This window comes from Massilia sp. IC2-477, from assembly GCF_020707265.1.
Taxonomy (GTDB): Bacteria; Pseudomonadota; Gammaproteobacteria; order Burkholderiales; family Burkholderiaceae_D; genus Telluria.
In genome coordinates this window covers 46,591-61,359 of the sequence record NZ_JAJFEQ010000001.1, presented here as the reverse complement: position 1 = coordinate 61,359, position 14,769 = coordinate 46,591, and the positions used below count along the sequence as shown (strand labels likewise).

General features: G+C 64.2%; 19 protein-coding genes. 5 read left to right on the top strand and 14 right to left on the bottom strand.

The annotated features are described in order from the left end of the window. Positions 1–45: 45 nt before the first annotated feature. Positions 46–804 (bottom strand): alpha/beta hydrolase, encoded by a 759-nt coding sequence (locus LK542_RS00330; RefSeq protein ID WP_227810373.1) that lies wholly within the window; start codon positions 802–804, stop codon positions 46–48. A gap of 125 nt (positions 805–929) precedes the next feature. Here LK542_RS00330 and LK542_RS00325 point away from each other — a divergent pair, with 125 nt between their 5' ends. Beyond that, positions 930–1,484, top strand: coding sequence for a DUF2975 domain-containing protein (locus LK542_RS00325; protein WP_227810372.1), 555 nt, complete (start codon positions 930–932; stop codon positions 1,482–1,484). Continuing rightward, positions 1,484–1,720, top strand: coding sequence for a helix-turn-helix transcriptional regulator (locus LK542_RS00320; RefSeq protein WP_227810371.1), 237 nt, complete (start codon positions 1,484–1,486; stop codon positions 1,718–1,720). The genes LK542_RS00325 and LK542_RS00320 overlap by 1 nt, the downstream gene beginning before the upstream one ends. On the opposite strand, the gene LK542_RS00315 is transcribed toward LK542_RS00320, so the two are convergent. The 6 genes from LK542_RS00315 to LK542_RS00290 form a co-directional block, all read right to left on the bottom strand. Continuing rightward, positions 1,675–2,796, bottom strand: a complete 1,122-nt coding sequence (locus LK542_RS00315) for an AI-2E family transporter (RefSeq protein WP_227810370.1) — start codon at positions 2,794–2,796, stop codon at positions 1,675–1,677. The two genes, LK542_RS00320 and LK542_RS00315, sit on opposite strands and share 46 nt — an antisense overlap. 193 nt (positions 2,797–2,989) lie before the next feature. After that, positions 2,990–3,580, bottom strand: coding sequence for an SCO family protein (locus LK542_RS00310; RefSeq protein ID WP_227800004.1), 591 nt, complete (start codon positions 3,578–3,580; stop codon positions 2,990–2,992). A 3-nt stretch (positions 3,581–3,583) separates the two neighbouring features. Further along, positions 3,584–4,477: a heme o synthase gene (gene cyoE / locus LK542_RS00305; protein WP_227810792.1), complete on the bottom strand. Its 894-nt coding sequence runs from the start codon at positions 4,475–4,477 to the stop codon at positions 3,584–3,586. A gap of 68 nt (positions 4,478–4,545) precedes the next feature. Next, entirely contained in the window at positions 4,546–5,682 is a 1,137-nt protein-coding gene (locus LK542_RS00300; RefSeq protein ID WP_227810369.1) for a heme A synthase, read from the bottom strand. A gap of 52 nt (positions 5,683–5,734) precedes the next feature. Further along, positions 5,735–6,352: a cytochrome C oxidase subunit I gene (locus tag LK542_RS00295; protein WP_227810368.1), complete on the bottom strand. Its 618-nt coding sequence runs from the start codon at positions 6,350–6,352 to the stop codon at positions 5,735–5,737. Then, on the bottom strand, positions 6,321–7,088 hold the full coding sequence (locus tag LK542_RS00290; protein ID WP_227810367.1) for an SURF1 family protein: 768 nt from the start codon (positions 7,086–7,088) through the stop codon (positions 6,321–6,323). The genes LK542_RS00295 and LK542_RS00290 overlap by 32 nt, the downstream gene beginning before the upstream one ends. Positions 7,089–7,121: 33 nt before the next feature. Between LK542_RS00290 and LK542_RS00285 the strand changes: the two genes are divergently transcribed. Then, entirely contained in the window at positions 7,122–7,322 is a 201-nt protein-coding gene (locus tag LK542_RS00285; RefSeq protein WP_159696392.1) for a twin transmembrane helix small protein, read from the top strand. Positions 7,323–7,460: 138 nt separating this feature from the next. Here LK542_RS00285 and LK542_RS00280 read toward each other — a convergent pair whose 3' ends face one another. From LK542_RS00280 to LK542_RS00250, 7 genes are all read right to left on the bottom strand, one after another. Continuing rightward, positions 7,461–8,318, bottom strand: a complete 858-nt coding sequence (locus LK542_RS00280) for a cytochrome c oxidase subunit 3 (RefSeq protein WP_227810366.1) — start codon at positions 8,316–8,318, stop codon at positions 7,461–7,463. A gap of 59 nt (positions 8,319–8,377) precedes the next feature. Then, complete coding sequence (locus tag LK542_RS00275; RefSeq protein ID WP_227810365.1) at positions 8,378–8,599, bottom strand: DUF2970 domain-containing protein; 222 nt, start codon at positions 8,597–8,599, stop codon at positions 8,378–8,380. After that, complete coding sequence (locus LK542_RS00270) at positions 8,600–9,178, bottom strand: cytochrome c oxidase assembly protein (protein WP_227799998.1); 579 nt, start codon at positions 9,176–9,178, stop codon at positions 8,600–8,602. It lies immediately after the preceding gene. A 1-nt stretch (position 9,179) separates the two neighbouring features. Further along, the gene (locus tag LK542_RS00265; protein ID WP_227799997.1) at positions 9,180–9,290 is read right to left on the bottom strand and encodes a cytochrome oxidase small assembly protein; all 111 of its coding nucleotides are present in this window, start codon (positions 9,288–9,290) and stop codon (positions 9,180–9,182) included. Positions 9,291–9,292: 2 nt separating this feature from the next. Next, entirely contained in the window at positions 9,293–10,906 is a 1,614-nt protein-coding gene (gene ctaD, locus LK542_RS00260) for a cytochrome c oxidase subunit I (RefSeq protein ID WP_227810364.1), read from the bottom strand. Between the two features lie 28 nt (positions 10,907–10,934). Beyond that, positions 10,935–12,122: a cytochrome c oxidase subunit II gene (coxB, locus tag LK542_RS00255; RefSeq protein WP_227799995.1), complete on the bottom strand. Its 1,188-nt coding sequence runs from the start codon at positions 12,120–12,122 to the stop codon at positions 10,935–10,937. Between the two features lie 343 nt (positions 12,123–12,465). After that, positions 12,466–13,383 (bottom strand): methyltransferase domain-containing protein, encoded by a 918-nt coding sequence (locus tag LK542_RS00250; protein ID WP_227810363.1) that lies wholly within the window; start codon positions 13,381–13,383, stop codon positions 12,466–12,468. Between the two features lie 61 nt (positions 13,384–13,444). Between LK542_RS00250 and LK542_RS00245 the strand changes: the two genes are divergently transcribed. Further along, positions 13,445–14,179, top strand: a complete 735-nt coding sequence (locus LK542_RS00245) for a ComF family protein (protein WP_227810362.1) — start codon at positions 13,445–13,447, stop codon at positions 14,177–14,179. 18 nt (positions 14,180–14,197) lie between these two features. Continuing rightward, on the top strand, positions 14,198–14,668 hold the full coding sequence (gene trmL / locus LK542_RS00240) for a tRNA (uridine(34)/cytosine(34)/5-carboxymethylaminomethyluridine(34)-2'-O)-methyltransferase TrmL (RefSeq protein ID WP_227810361.1): 471 nt from the start codon (positions 14,198–14,200) through the stop codon (positions 14,666–14,668). Positions 14,669–14,769: the final 101 nt, after the last annotated feature.

Sequence of the window (14,769 nt, the reverse complement as noted above, 5' to 3'; positions counted from 1 at the left end):
GGATTATATACTGAACAGGCGAGGTGGCAAGCAGCCGGGCCCGGCTCACAAGGCCTGGACGAAGCTGCAGTACGATGCGATGGCGCCCTGGCTGTGCAAGGCATTGTTGTGGCCCGCCTCATCGAGCATCAGCAGGCGTTTGTTCTTGTGCGGAATGGCGTCGAATACCCGCTTCCCCATCCATGACGGTGTCTGATCGTCCTTGCCTGCGGCGACGACCAGGGTCGGCGCCGTGATGCGGCTGGCGGCGATGCGATTGTCGACCTGCTGCAAGGAGGCTTGCATGTCGATCTGCACGAAAGGCTTCGCGTACCAGGGGATCTTCGACCTGGCCAGTTCGGTCGCGCTGGTTGCGGTCGTCTCCAGCACCGTTCCCAGGACCGGCCGCGCCTGCGCCACATAGGCAGCCATGAAGCTTCCCAGCGACTGTCCGTGGACCACGACACGGCCGGGATAACGCGTATTCAGGGCATCGAACACCGCAAGCGCATCGGCCTTCATGTTCTCGACATCCGGTGCACCCTTGCTGCGCCCGTAGCCGCGGTAATCGAAGACGGCGATGTTCGTGTCGCAGCTTGAGAGCAGCCCCAGCAGCGACTCCGCATGCTGGTCCAGGTGGAACATGTTGCCGCCGAAGTAGAGCACGGTGGTGCGCGCCTGCGCCCGTTCGGCAAGGATGCCCTGCAATTGCACGCCATCCTGGGCGGGAACCGCCAGTTCGCTGACGGTATTGCCGGCAAAGCGTTTCTGGATCACCGTGCCTGCCGGGTCCGGCCGGATGAAATGACGCTCGGTGATGCGCATCTGCGCGCATCCGGACAGGACAGCACAGCCGAAAATCGTTATTGCGAGCAAGCCAATACGCATCATGTCTCCTGTTATACTGATCGTTATGGGTTAATTAATTACTATAAAACGATAATAAATTAATGTTTAACGATAAGTCAACAAGGCCCTACATCCTCCTCGTCCGTATTCTTGCAGGCTTGCTGGGTCTGCTGCAGCTTGCCTACTTCCTGCTGTCGTGGTGCTTCCCCGAGGCCTCGCAGCTTGGCCCGGTCTCCGTCGTGTTCTATCCTCGCGGAATGGAGCCCGGTTCGGTCGCCGGACTGACCCAAGGGATGCGCTGGACCGGCATCCTGCTCGCGCTGCCGGCACTGCTGCTGCTTGGCTATGCCCTGCTGCGCCTGGACCGCATGCTGAGGGCCTGCACCGCAGGCCGGATGTTCGCGCTGTCCACCGTCGCGCACATGAAGGCCTTCATCGGCTGCGTGCTGGCTTCGCTGGCGCTGGGTATCGTCGAGCCGGTGCTGCGCACGCTCGTGTGGCGCCACGGGTTCGGCGATCCTGCCAAGGGTTTTTTCAGTGTGGGCGTCTCGTCCGAAGAACTGACGCTGCTCCTGATCTGCGCGCTGTTTTTCGTGGTCGCGTCCCTGATGCACGAGGCGCGCCGGATCGCCGAGGAAAACGAGGGCTTCGTCTGATGGCAATCGTGCTGCACCTGGATGTCCTGCTGGCCCAGCGCAAGATCAAGTCGAAAGAGCTGGCGGCCTATGTCGGCATCACGGAACAGAATCTCAGCCTGCTCAAATCGGGCAAGGTGAAGGGAATCCGCTTTTCGACGCTCGAGAAGATCTGCGAGCGGCTCGCGTGCCAGCCCGGCGACATCATCCGCTACGAACCTGGCGCTCCCGTCTCCGAGGATGGTCCCGAGATGTAGGGCTGGTCCCGGGCCTCCGGGTCCTGGCGGATGACGCGGTCGGGCGTACCAGTCCAGTCGGTCATCAGGGAATAGCCCACCGCCAGCAGGGTCGGCCCGATGAACATGCCGACGAAGCCGAAGGCAATCACCCCGCCCAGCACGCCCAGCAGGGTGAGCAGGAAAGGCAGGCTGCTGCCGCGGCTGATCAGCATCGGACGCACGATGTTGTCGACGCCGCTGATCAGGACCGTACCCCAGATCACCATGAAGATTGCCCAGCCGGTTTCGTGCTGCATGAACAGCCAGAAGGCCGCGCCGCCCCAGATGATGGGCGGACCGACCGGGATCAGCGACGACACGAAGATCAGCACCGACAGCAGCGGCACCGCCGGCACACCGGCGATGGCGAAGCCAATTGCCGCCACCAGCGCCTGCGCCAGCGCGGTGCCGAGCAGGCCGTACATGACGCCGCGCACGGTCTGGCTCACGGTATGCGAGACCGATTCGGCGCCCTCGCCCATCACGCGGCGCATGGTCACGGCCACCACCTCGAGCAGGGCCTTGCCGTCGCGGTAAAAGAAGAAGCTCACGAATGCCGCCAGGCTGAGCTGGACCACGCCGGTGCCCAGCATCAGGCCGCCGGCCAGCAGGTAGCGCCGCGCCGGCTCCAGCATGCGCTGGGCCAGGGCGATCATTTCTTCGCGGCTGGCGACCAGCTTGCGCAAATAGGTATCGGCCGCCTCGCCCACCAGCGGGATGTCGCGCACCCAGGGCGGCGGCATCAGCTCGCGGTGTTCGATGGCGGCGCGCAGGTCGGTGAAGCCGTGGGCGACGTCGTCGGCCAGGTTATAGGCCACCATGGCCAGCGGGATGATGATGAGCAGCGTGAGCGACAGCGTCATGGTCAGCGCCGCCAGCGTACGGTGGCCGCGCATGGCGTCCTGCAGGCGCAGGTAGAGGGGCCAGGATGAGATCACGACGCAGGCCGCGAACAGGATCGCGGCCAGGAAGGGCTTGAGGACCCAGAGACAGCCGAGCGTCAGCAGAACGACAATGGCGATGCGGGTGTAGTTCCTGCCTGGTCGTTGTTCCATGCCGTCCCTGTTACGTGATGTTTACACCATCATAGCAGCAGACGAAATATGGATGACTTAGGAAAGGCTTACAGACGTAGGGTGGGCGGATCCTCCGCCCACGCGGTGATCGATGGCAGCAAGATCATCCGGAACGAAAGCGGAGCCCTCGCGTATCACCGCGTGGGCGGAATCCGCCCACCCTACAAAAGATTTACAGCAGCTGGCGCAGGTCGGCGGCAATTGCACCCGGTTCGCTCTCGTGGCGCACCAGCAGGCGCACCCTGCCCTCGCGGTCGAACACGTAGCTGCCGGTCATGTGGTCCACCGTGTAGTTCTTCGGATCGTCGCCGGAGGGGCGCTTGGAGTAGAACACCTTGAATTCCTTGGCCGTGCGGGCCGTGGCTTCCTGGTTGCCGTACAGGCCGATAAAGCTGGGGTGGAAGGCCGGCACGTAGGCGGCCAGCAGTTCCTGGGTGTCGCGCTCCGGGTCGAGCGTGACGAACAGCACCTGCACGTCTTTGCTCGACGGGCCGAGGTCCTTCATCACGGTGGCCATCTTGGCCATGGTCGTGGGGCACACGTCCGGGCATTGCGTGTAACCGAAGAACAGCAGCACCACCTTGCCGCGGAAGTCCTGCAGCGTGCGCGGCTTGCCGGTATGGTCGGTCAGCGAGAAGCCCTTGGCGTAATCGAGGCCGGTGATATCGGTGTTATTGAAGGCGGGGGCCTTGGTCGACAGCTTGTCGCAGCCGGCGGCCAGCACCGCCGCGCCCAGAATCAGCGCGCTCAGCAGTTTTTTCATGGCTCAGAACTTGAAGTAGTGGTCGACCAGCAGTGCGGCGAACAGCAGGGACAGGTACACGATCGACCAGGTAAAAGCGTTGCGTGCGGCCATGTCGCTGTAGTTCTTATGCACGCGCCAGGAATGGCGCAGGAAGACGGCGTTGAGCACGACGGCGGCGGCCAGGTAGATCAAACCGCTCATGCCGACGGCGAAAGGCAGCAAGGTGGTAGCGGCCAGCGCGATGGTGTACAGCCACACCTGCAGGCCGGTGTACTGCATGCCGTGGGTGATCGGCAGCATCGGCAGGCCGGAGCGGGCGTAGTCCTCGCGGCGGTACATGGCCAGCACCCAGAAGTGCGGCGGGGTCCAGACGAAGATGATGAGCACCAGCAGCCAGGCTTGCATCGGCACGTCGTTGGCGACGGCCGCCCAGCCCAGGGCCGGCGGCATGGCGCCCGACAGGCCGCCGATCACGATGTTCTGCGGCGTGGCCGGCTTGAGCAGCATGGTGTAGATGAAGGCATAACCGACGAAGGTCACGAAGGTCAGCCACATGGTGAGCGGATTGACGAAGGCATACAGGATATACATCCCGAGCCCGCCGATGATCGCGGAGAAGATGATCGTCTGGGTGCTGGTGAGCTCGCCCATCGCGGTCGCGCGGCGGGCCGTGCGCGCCATGCGCGCGTCGATCTCGGCCTCCACCAGGCAGTTCACGGCAAAGGCGGCGCCGGCCAGCAGCCAGATGCCGGCGGTGCCGGCGACCAGCACCTGCCAGCCGGGGAAACCGTCGGTGGCGAGGAACATCCCGATCACCGCGCAGAACACGGCCAGTTGCGTCACCCGTGGCTTGGTCAGGGCCCAATACTGGGAAACGCGGCTCGGGGGTTTGTGGAGGGCGGTCTGGGTCGTCATCAATGGGGTGCTGGCTGGCTCGGAGCGCGGCGGCGCCGCGCTGGTCATCACGCCTTGCATCGCGCGCTTCATCTCGCGGCCGGGTTCAGGCGATTTACGTCGATTTGCTGCTTTACCCGGTAGTTTAACATGGTCACCAGCAGGACCAGCAGGGCCGCCCCCGCGTTATGCATTACAGCAATGGCGAGCGGGAAGTCGAGGTAGACGGTGGCGATCCCGGTCAGCAGTTGCACGAACAGCACAATGGCCAGCCAGCGCGCGTGTTTCGCCAGCCAGGCGTGGCGTCGCGCACGCCAGATCAGCAGACCGAGCACGGCGACGACGACGATGGCGAAGTTGCGGTGCACCCAGTGGATCGCTACCAGGGCCGAGAACGGCAGGTAGTGGCCGGCTGCCGTCTTGCCGAGCTCGCGCCACAGGTGGAAGCCATGCTCGAAGTCCATCTCCGGCACCACACGGCCGTCGCACAGCGGGAATTCATCGCAGGCCAGGGTGGCGTAGTTAGTGCTCACCCACCCGCCCAGCGCGATCTGCGCGGTAACAACCACGGCGGCCAGAATGGCAAGCGTACGGATGCCACGCAGCCCGGCGCTGTCGTTTTGACGGTCGCTGCTCGGCTGCGGCGGATGCATCAGGAAGTCTTCGCGCCCGCCGAGCCAGGCAAGCAGCGCCAGCAGGCCCATGCCCAGCAGCAGGTGGATGGTGACGATCACCGGCTGCAGCTTGAGGGTGACGGTCCAGGCGCCGAAGGCGCCCTGGATGCAGACGAATACGAACAGCGCCAGCGGGATGCCGGGCTTGAAGGCCTGCGCCCTGGTCTTGCGCCACTGGACGATCGCGGTGATCAAGAGGGCCATGATGATCACGCCGATGCCCATCGCCAGGTAGCGGTGGATCATCTCGATCCAGGCCTTGACCCTGGTGACCGGGCCAGTCGGCATCAGGGCCTCGGCCGCCGCGATCTGCTCGTGCGCGAGGAAGGGGTTGGCCATGCCGTAGCAGCCCGGCCAGTCCGGGCAGCCCAGGCCCGAGTCGGTCAGGCGGGTGAAGCCGCCGAACACGATCAGGTCGAAAGTCAGGAAGACCGCGACCCAGACCAGCTTGCGGAACTTGTTCGGGTCCGAGGACATCCAGACCATCGACAGCGGCAGGATGGCCACCAGCAGGCCCATCAGGGCCAGTTGCAGCAGGGAGGAAGCTTCCATTGTTGAGTAAGACTTGTGTGTTGATACGTCGGGCCGTCGCTACGGCGGCCGGTCAGCCGATCGCCGATGCCTTGAGCAGCTTGGCGATGTCCTTGTAGACCTTGCGCGGGTCCGGATTGGCCGGGAAGCGCATCATCAGATTGCCCAGGGGGTCGATCAGGTAGATGTGGTCGGCAGGCGTGGTGCCCTGCTCGGCCGGCAGCCACTTGGTCACGGTGTCCTGGGGCGCGCGCAGCAGGTGCATGCCGTCGTAGTTACGGATCGTCATGGTGTCGAGCGGCTGATTGTCCGTCACCAGCCAGACGCGCTCCATGCGATCCATGTTCTTGCCCTGCATCAGGCGCCACTGGCGCATCGCGAACAGCTGTTTCTGGCAAGCCTCCAGGCATTCGCCGCCGCCCACCTTCAGCATGATCCACTTGCCCGCATACTGCTCCAGCTTTTCCGGGCGGCCGTCGAGCGTGGCCGTGGCCATGGCCGGAATCGGCCGGGTGCGCGGGTCGATCAGGGCGCCGTAGTTGGTGCGGCCGCTGGGCTTGATGACGTAATACGTCAGGTAGGATAGGATCAGCGGCGACGCGCAGACCATCAGCACGGCGAACAGCTTCCAGCGCCCCGAGCGGCGCGCCTTGACGGGGTCAAGGGCTGCCTGCGTCGCTTGTTTCTGCATTACGTTTTCCTGCATCACGTTGTTTTGATCCACTTCGGAATCCTGTTATCACAAAAAAGAGCAGCGCCATCGCCGCCAGCGCATACCACTGGAAGGCGTAGCCGCGGTGCTTGTCGATCCCGCTCGAGGGCGAAGGCCACACACGCAGCAGGCTGTCGCCCGGCTGGTCCGGGCCAGTCTGCTGCACGAAGAATGGCTGCAGCGTCAGGCCCGTCGCCCTGGCGGCCGCCTGCGGCTCGATGTTCTGGACGATGGCCCTAGGCACCAGCGGCGCAGCGGCGCCCAGGTCCATCACGTGTCCTGCCGAGGCCATGACGATGCCTTCGATACGCACGGTGCCGGCGGGGGTCGAATAGGCCGGCAGCTTGCCGTATTCCGCTTCGCGCGGCAGCCAGCCGCGCATCACCAGCACATGTGTGTGCGACCCGGCGATTTTAAACGGCATCACGAGATAGTAGCCAGGCCGGCCGGCCATCGGGCGGTTGGCCAGGAACAGCGGCCAGTCGGCCACGAACTCGCCGGTAACGGTGACGCGGCGGTATTCCAGCGCGCTCGGCGGGGTGAGGCTGGGGCCGAGCGCCACCGGTGCTTCGGCGGCCCGTGCGGCGAGCTTTTCCTGTACAGCCAGTTTCTGCGCGGCCCTGCCCTGCTGCCAGTTACCCAATGCAATACCCAGCAAGGCAAGGACCAAGGCGGCGATGAAAGGAATGGGGCGAAAATGGAAGGGGAAGCGCATTACAATGAAGCCTCAACTTTTCCCGGGCCGACCATGAAACTGTTTGTTGCCATTGCCTTTATTTTGATCCTTGCCAGCCTCGGTTCGGCCCTGTTCTTCCTGATGCGCGACAAAGGGCAGAGCAACCGGACGGTGCATGCGCTGGCGATGCGGGTCGGCCTGTCCATTACCCTGTTCCTGTGCCTGCTCGGCGCCTACAAGATGGGCTGGATTGCGCCGACCGGGATTCGCTGAGCAGCTGCCGTTAACGTAGGGTGGGCAGGTCTCCTGCCCACGCGTTCAGTGAACCTATGCGAGCCACGGTGCATCCATTCGCCCGACAGTTGAACGCGTGGGCGGGAGACCCGCCCACCCTACGAAATTGATCCTTCTTTACAGCCAGTACACGACGACGTACAGCCCCAGCCACACGACGTCAACGAAGTGCCAGTACCAGGCCGCGCCTTCGAAGCCAAAGTGGTTGTCCGCCGTGAAGTGGCCCTTGAGCACGCGGTACAGGATCACCGACAGCATGATCGCGCCCATGGTCACGTGGAAGCCGTGGAAGCCGGTCAGCATGAAGAAGGTCGAGCCGTAGATGCCCGAGGTCAGCTTCAGGTTCAGTTCCGAGTAGGCGTGCATGTATTCATAGACCTGGAAGCCCATGAAGACCGCGCCCAGCAGGATGGTGGCGGCGAGCCAGAACGCGGTCTTGCCGCGGTGGCCGGCGCGCAGCGCGTGGTGCGAGATGGTCAGGGTGACGCCCGACAGCAGCAGCAGCGCGGTGTTGATGGTCGGGATCGGGAACGGGCCCATGGTCTGGAAGTTGTCCACCACGCCGGCCGGGCCGGTGTTGCCCCAGGTCGGCGCGAAGTCCGGCCACAGGATCTTGTGGTCGAGGTCCGACAGCCAGGGCATGGTGACGGCTCTAGCGTAGAACAGCGCGCCGAAGAAGGCGCCGAAGAACATCACTTCCGAGAAGATGAACCAGCTCATCGACCAGCGGTAGGAGGTGTCGATGCGCTTGCCGTACATGCCCGATTCGGATTCGCCGATGGCGTCGCCGAACCAGAAGTACAGCACCACCAGGGTGGCGGCGATGCCGGCCAGGCACACTGCCGGGCCCCACGGGGCGCTGTTGACCCAGCCCGACGCGCCGGCCATGGTCACCAGCAGCGAGAGGCCGGCGAACATCGGCCAGCGCGATGGGCCTGGCACGAAATAGTAGGGCACGGTTTGTGGCGAACTCATTTTCATCTCCTCAATCTACTCTTTAAATTTTCGGGTGATTCTTTGTGTCGCTAAATTCTCTACTGCGATACCGCGAAGCGCACCACCAGCACCAATACGCCGATGAAGATCGCCGCCCCGATCAGCCCGGCAATGATCAGGTGCACCGGGTTCAGGTTGGCGGCGTCCTGTTCGTAGTCGCGGCGCTTGCGCACCCCGAAGAACGACCAGAACACGGCCTTCATCGTGGCCAGGAAACTGGCAGGCCGTTTGTGCACCTGCTGATGCGGTTGGTCTTCCATTTACTGCACTTTCGCCGCACCGTTCGCCGCGGTTTGCAGTCCGCCGCCGATCTCGAAGAAGGTGTACGACAACGTGATGTTCTTCACTTCGCGCGGCAGCGCCGGGTCGATGAAGAAGACCACCGGCATCTGGCGCGCCTCGTTCGCCTGCAGGGTCTGCTCGCGGAAGCAGAAGCACTCCACTTTCTTGAAGTGCGGCGTGACGACCTGCGGCGCGTAGCTCGGGATCGCCTGTGCCTTCATCGCCCTGCCCTGCTTGTTGACGACCTCGTAGGTGACGGTGACCAGCTCGCCCGGGTGCACCGAGATGCTGCTCTGGGTCGGGCGGAAGCGCCACGGTCCCTGGGCATTGCCGTCCAGCTCGACGACGATGGTGCGCGTCTTGTCGACCTGGGAATTCACGGGCGCCTCGACGAAGTCGCCCTTCTGCGTCAGCACGTTAATGCCCAGCACTTCGCAGATCTGGCGATACACCGGCACCAGCGCGTAACCGAAGCCGAACATCATGACCGCCACCACCACCAGTTTGCCCAGGGTGGAGCGGTTCAGGCGCCTGATTCGGCTGCTCAGCGGCGTCATCTCAGCTCAGCCAGGTGAACTTGACGAACACGCTGGCGAAGAACAGCAAGGCGATCCCGCCCAGCACCAGCGCGGTCTTCAGGTTGCTCTTCTTCTGCGCTTGCTTGTCCATGATTACTTCACCAGCGGCGGGGTTTCGAAGGTGTGGAACGGCGCCGGGCTCGGCACGGTCCACTCCAGGCCTTCCGCGCCTTCCCATGGCTTGGCTTCCGCCTTCTTGCCGCCGCGGATGGTCGGCAGCACGACGAAGAACAGGAAGTAGACCTGCGACAGGCCGAAGCCGAAGGCGCCGATCGACACGATCATGTTGAAGTCGGTGAACTGGGTGGCGTAGTCCGCATAGCGGCGCGGCATGCCGGCCAGGCCCAGGAAGTGCATCGGGAAGAAGGTGACGTTGAAGGTGACCAGGGAAGCCCAGAAGTGCACCTTGCCGCGGAATTCCGGATACATGTGACCGGTCCACTTCGGCGCCCAGTAGTAGAAGCCGGCGAACAGCGCGAACAGCGAGCCCGCCACCAGCACGTAGTGGAAGTGCGCCACCACGTAATAGGTGTCGTGGACGATGATGTCGATCGGCGTCACGGCCAGGATCAGGCCGGTGAAGCCGCCCATGGTGAACACGAAGATGAAGCCGACCGCGAACAGCATCGGCGTTTCGAAAGTCATCGAACCTTTCCACATGGTCGCGACCCAGTTGAACACCTTCACGCCGGTCGGCACGGAGATGAGCATGGTGGCATACATGAAGAACAGCTGCGCGGTCACCGGCATGCCGGTGGTGAACATGTGGTGGGCCCAGACGATGAAGGACAGGATCGCGATCGAGGCGGTCGCGTACACCATCGAGGCGTAGCCGAACAGCGGCTTGCGGGCAAAGGCCGGGATGATCTGCGACACGATGCCGAAGGCCGGCAGGATCATGATGTAGACCTCGGGGTGGCCGAAGAACCAGAAGATGTGCTGGTACATCACCGGGTCGCCGCCGCCGGCCGCGTTGAAGAACGAGGTGCCGAAGTGGCGGTCGGTCAGGGTCATGGTGATGGCGCCAGCCAGCACCGGCATCACGGCGATCAGCAGGAAGGCGGTGATCAGCCAGGTCCAGCAGAACATCGGCATCTTCATCAGGGTCATGCCCGGAGCGCGCATGTTCAGGATGGTGACGATGATGTTGATCGAGCCCATGATCGACGAGGCGCCCATGATGTGCATGGCGAAGATCGCCATGTCCATGCCCGGGCCCATCTGGGTCGACAGCGGCGCATACAGGGTCCAGCCGGCGGCGGTGGCGCCGCCCGGCGAGAAGAAGGAACCCGCAAGCAGGATCGCCGCCGGCGGCAGCAGCCAGAACGAGAAGTTGTTCATGCGCGCGAAGGCCATGTCGGACGCGCCCACTTGCAGCGGGATCATCCAGTTGGCGAAGCCGACGAAGGCCGGCATGATCGCGCCGAACACCATCACCAGGCCGTGCATGGTGGTCAGCTGGTTGAAGAACTCGGGGCGGAAGAACTGCAGGCCCGGCTGGTACAGCTCGGTGCGGATCATCAGCGCCAGCACGCCGCCCGAGAGCAGCATGATGAAGGAGAACCACAGGTACAGGGTGCCGATGTCCTTGTGGTTGGTGGCAAACAGCCAGCGGCGGTAGCCGTGCGGATGGTCGTGCGCGTGATCGTGGTCGTGCGCGTGGCCGTGATGATCGTCGTGTGCGTGATCGATGGTGCTGGTAGTCATGTCGATATCCCTGAAGCTAAATAGCTAATCACTTGCTGCGCGCAGCCAGCACTTCTGCCGGTTGGACGATATTTTCCGCAGCCTTGTTCGACCAGGTGTTGCGGGTATAGGTGATGACGGCGGCGATCTCGGTGTCCGAGAGCTGCTTCCACGCCGGCATCGCCGACGGGTAGGCCGGGGTATCCTGGCCGTTGAGCAGCACGTCGACCTGGTGCGCCTTGGCGCCCAGCACCACTTGCGAGCCTTCCAGCGGGGCAAACGCGTTCGGCACGCCCTTGCCGTTGGCCTGGTGGCAGGCCACGCAGTTGGCGTTGTAGACCTGCTCGCCGCGGGTCTTCAGTTCATCGATGGTCCAGACCTTGTTCGGGTCATCGGCCAGGGCGGCCATTTTCTTCTTCTCGCCGGCGACCCAGGCGCTGTAGTCCTCGGCGGACACCACACGCACGACGATCGGCATGAAGGCGTGGTCCTTGCCGCACAGCTCGACGCAGTTGCCGCGGTAGACGCCGATCTTGTCGGCCTTGAACCAGCCGTCGCGCACGAAGCCGGGGATGGCGTCCTGCTTGATGGCGAAGGCCGGGATGGTCCAGGCGTGGATCACGTCATTGGCGGTGAACACCATGCGGATCTTCTTGCCGACCGGGACGACCATTTCGTTGTCGACTTCCAGCAGGTAGTTTTCGCCCTTCGCGGCGGTGGCTTCTTCGCCCGGCAGGCCGATCTGGGCGCGCGGGGTGGACAGGTTCGACAGGAAGGAGATGCCCTCGCCTTCGCCGGTCAGGTAGTCATAGCCCCATTTCCACTGCATGCCGGTGGCTTTGATGGTGATGTCGGCGTTGGAGGTATCCTTCAGCGCGATCACGGCCTTGGTGGCCGGGAAGGCCATGAAGATGACGATCAGGAAGGGAACGATGGTCCAGGCGATTTCGACAGCGGTCGATTCGTGGAAGGTGGCTGCCTTGTGGCCGCGCGATTTGCGGTGCTTGAACACCGAATAGAACATGACGCCGAACACGCCGATGAAGATCGCCAGGCAGACGTACATCATCCAGTTGTGCAGGCCGTAGATATAGCTGCCGAGCTCGTTGACCGGGGGCTGCATGTTCAACTGGTGTTCGACCGGCCGGCCCGTGATTTCCGGAGCCGCCCATGCTGGGATGCCGGCCGTTGCTGCGAGGCCGAACATCCAGGCCCCAAGTCGCGATGCGTATGTCATGTTGTCCCCAACCACCCAAAATAAAAATATTTTTAACGGTCGGCAGCTCCATGAACGAACTGCCGCCGCTCCGAAACGTAATTCGCAGAAAGGTCCATACCATACCGCGAAATTGCGCTGCGGAAACGGTGGGAAACCTACGCGCCAGTGGTCGGTAGCTTCGTGCTACCCGCCGCCGGCGGCTCTGCTGATGCTGCAATTCATTTCAAATTATTTCTATTCTTGCGCCCGGATTGCTGCTTTTTTCAGCGTTTTCCTCGTCCAGACGACAAAAATAGCCACTGATTATAATCAAACCAGTAATTTTTATTCAAGGAAAATCGGGCGGTGCTGTTGCTGTGGGTTACTGAGGCTTGCGCGGCTGGAAACGCACGATCGCCTCCCCTGCCGCCGTGGTCTTCGGTGCCGGACGGAAAGCGTGGCCATAGATGACCTCGAAGGTCAGCGTCAGCTTGCCGTCGGGGCGGCGCCCGGCCTCGAGGGCATCGAGCATGCGTCCCCAGGCCGCCCGCCCGATCAGCCCGCGGCGGCGCGTGGCCAGCGGGTTACCGCCCAGGGCGCGCACGTCGGCCAGCAGGGCCGCCGCCTTGTCGTAGGTCACCGTGATGCGCTCCATGTCCATCACCGGGGTGGAAAACCCAGCCTCCACGAGCTGGTCGCCGAAGTCATGCATGTCCACGAAAGGCAGCGTGTGCGGCGTTTCGTCCAGGGCGGCAAAGGCGGTGCGCAGCTCGGCAAAGGTATCAGGGCCGAAGTTCGAGAACATCAGCAGGCCGTCGACGCGCAAGCTGCGGCGCCATTCGGCGAACACGCGGTCCGGTTGCGGATGCCAGTGCAGCGCCAGGTTCGACCACAGCAGGTCGAGCGAGTTCGTCCCGAATGGCAGGTTGCCGAAGTCACCGCACAGGATGTCGACGCCGGCCTTGGCCGGCAGCAAACGGCTGAGCATCTGGTTCAGCGAGCGGGTCGCGGGCGCCGGCGCCTTTGCCGCCAGCGCCATGGCGGGCGCGGCATCGATGCCCAGGATCTGGGCCGCGGGATAGGTCTTTTGCAGCAAGGCCAGGTCGGCTCCGGTGCCGCAGCCGGCGTCGAGCACCTGCTTGGGCGCGATCTTGACGAGTTGCAGGCGCTCGTGCATGCGCTGGGCGATCTCGCGGCGCAGGAAGTCGGAAGGGGCGATGCGGCCGGGCTGGGCGAACAGGGAGCGGACGCGGTCCAGGTCGATGGGCGCGCTCATCCGGGAGGGTTGCGGTGAAGCCATGGTGGTGATGCAGACAAGTGAGATAATGGCGGAGTGTACATGCTCCCGTGGATTCGAGCTGATGCCGCTGCTGTCCTCCCCCTTGCGTTGGCCGGGTTCGCTATTGCGGGCCCTGCTGCCGTGCAGCTGCGTGCTGTGCGGCGCGACGGGAGATGCGCCGGTTTGCCCGGCCTGCGCCCACGCCCATACGCGCGAGCTGCGACCCCGCTGCCCCTGCTGCGCCAACCCGGTCGGCCCCCAGGATAGCGGGCGCCGCTGCGGCGCCTGCCTGGCGGATAGCCCGGCCTTTGACGCCACGGTCATTGCCTGCGACTATGCCGACCCGGTCGACCGCCTGGTCCTGCAGCTGAAGTTCGGCGCCCGGCTGGCACTGGCGCCCTGGATGGCGCGCCGCCTGCGCGACGCCATCCTGGCCTGCGAAGGCCTGGCCCTGCCGGATCTGCTGTGCCCGGTGCCGCTGGGGCCGCGCCGCCTGGTCGAGCGCGGCTACAACCAGGCGCTCGAGCTAGCCCGGCCGCTGTCGGGTGCCCTCGGGATTGCGCTGGCGCCGCGGCTGCTGGTGCGGCAGCTGGAGACGGCGGCCCAGTCCGGCGTGGCGCCGGGCGAACGGCGCCGCAACGTGCGTGGCGCCTTCGCCGTCGCGGACGATGCGCAAACGCTGGCGGGACGGCATGTCGGCGTGGTTGACGACGTCATGACCAGCGGCCATACACTCGATGAACTGGCCGGCGTGCTCAAGCGCGCCGGCGCGGCGCGCGTCACGAACCTGGTGTTCGCCCGCACGCCACCCCCTTGAATATAGAAGGAGAAGCACTTGTTCCATGTCGTCCTGGTCGAACCGGAAATCCCGCCGAATACCGGCAACGTCATTCGCCTGTGTGCGAATACCGGCGTGCAGCTGCACCTGGTCGAACCGCTCGGCTTCCCGCTCGACGACGCCAAGATGCGCCGCGCCGGGCTGGACTATCACGACTACGCGACCATGAAGGTGCACAAGAACTGGGACGCCTTCCTGCTCGATGCGAAGCCGGATCCGACGCGCATGTTCGCCCTCACCACGCACGGCTCCTCGCCGTTCGCCGAGGCCAGCTTCCGGCCGGGCGACGTGTTCGTGTTCGGCGCCGAATCGCGCGGCCTCGACCCGGCCCTGCGCGAGCGCTTCCCGCCGACCCAGCGCATCCGCCTGCCGATGCGGCCGGACAACCGCAGCCTCAACCTCTCGAACACGGTGGCGGTGGTGGTGTACGAAGCCTGGCGCCAGAACGGCTATGCCGGTGGCGCCTGAGCGGACTCAACAGTGTTACATCAATGTCGCGCAAGAACGACACATTGTGAATATTTCCACAAGATAGCGCGACAGTATCGGGCGAACAGGAGTACGCTGGT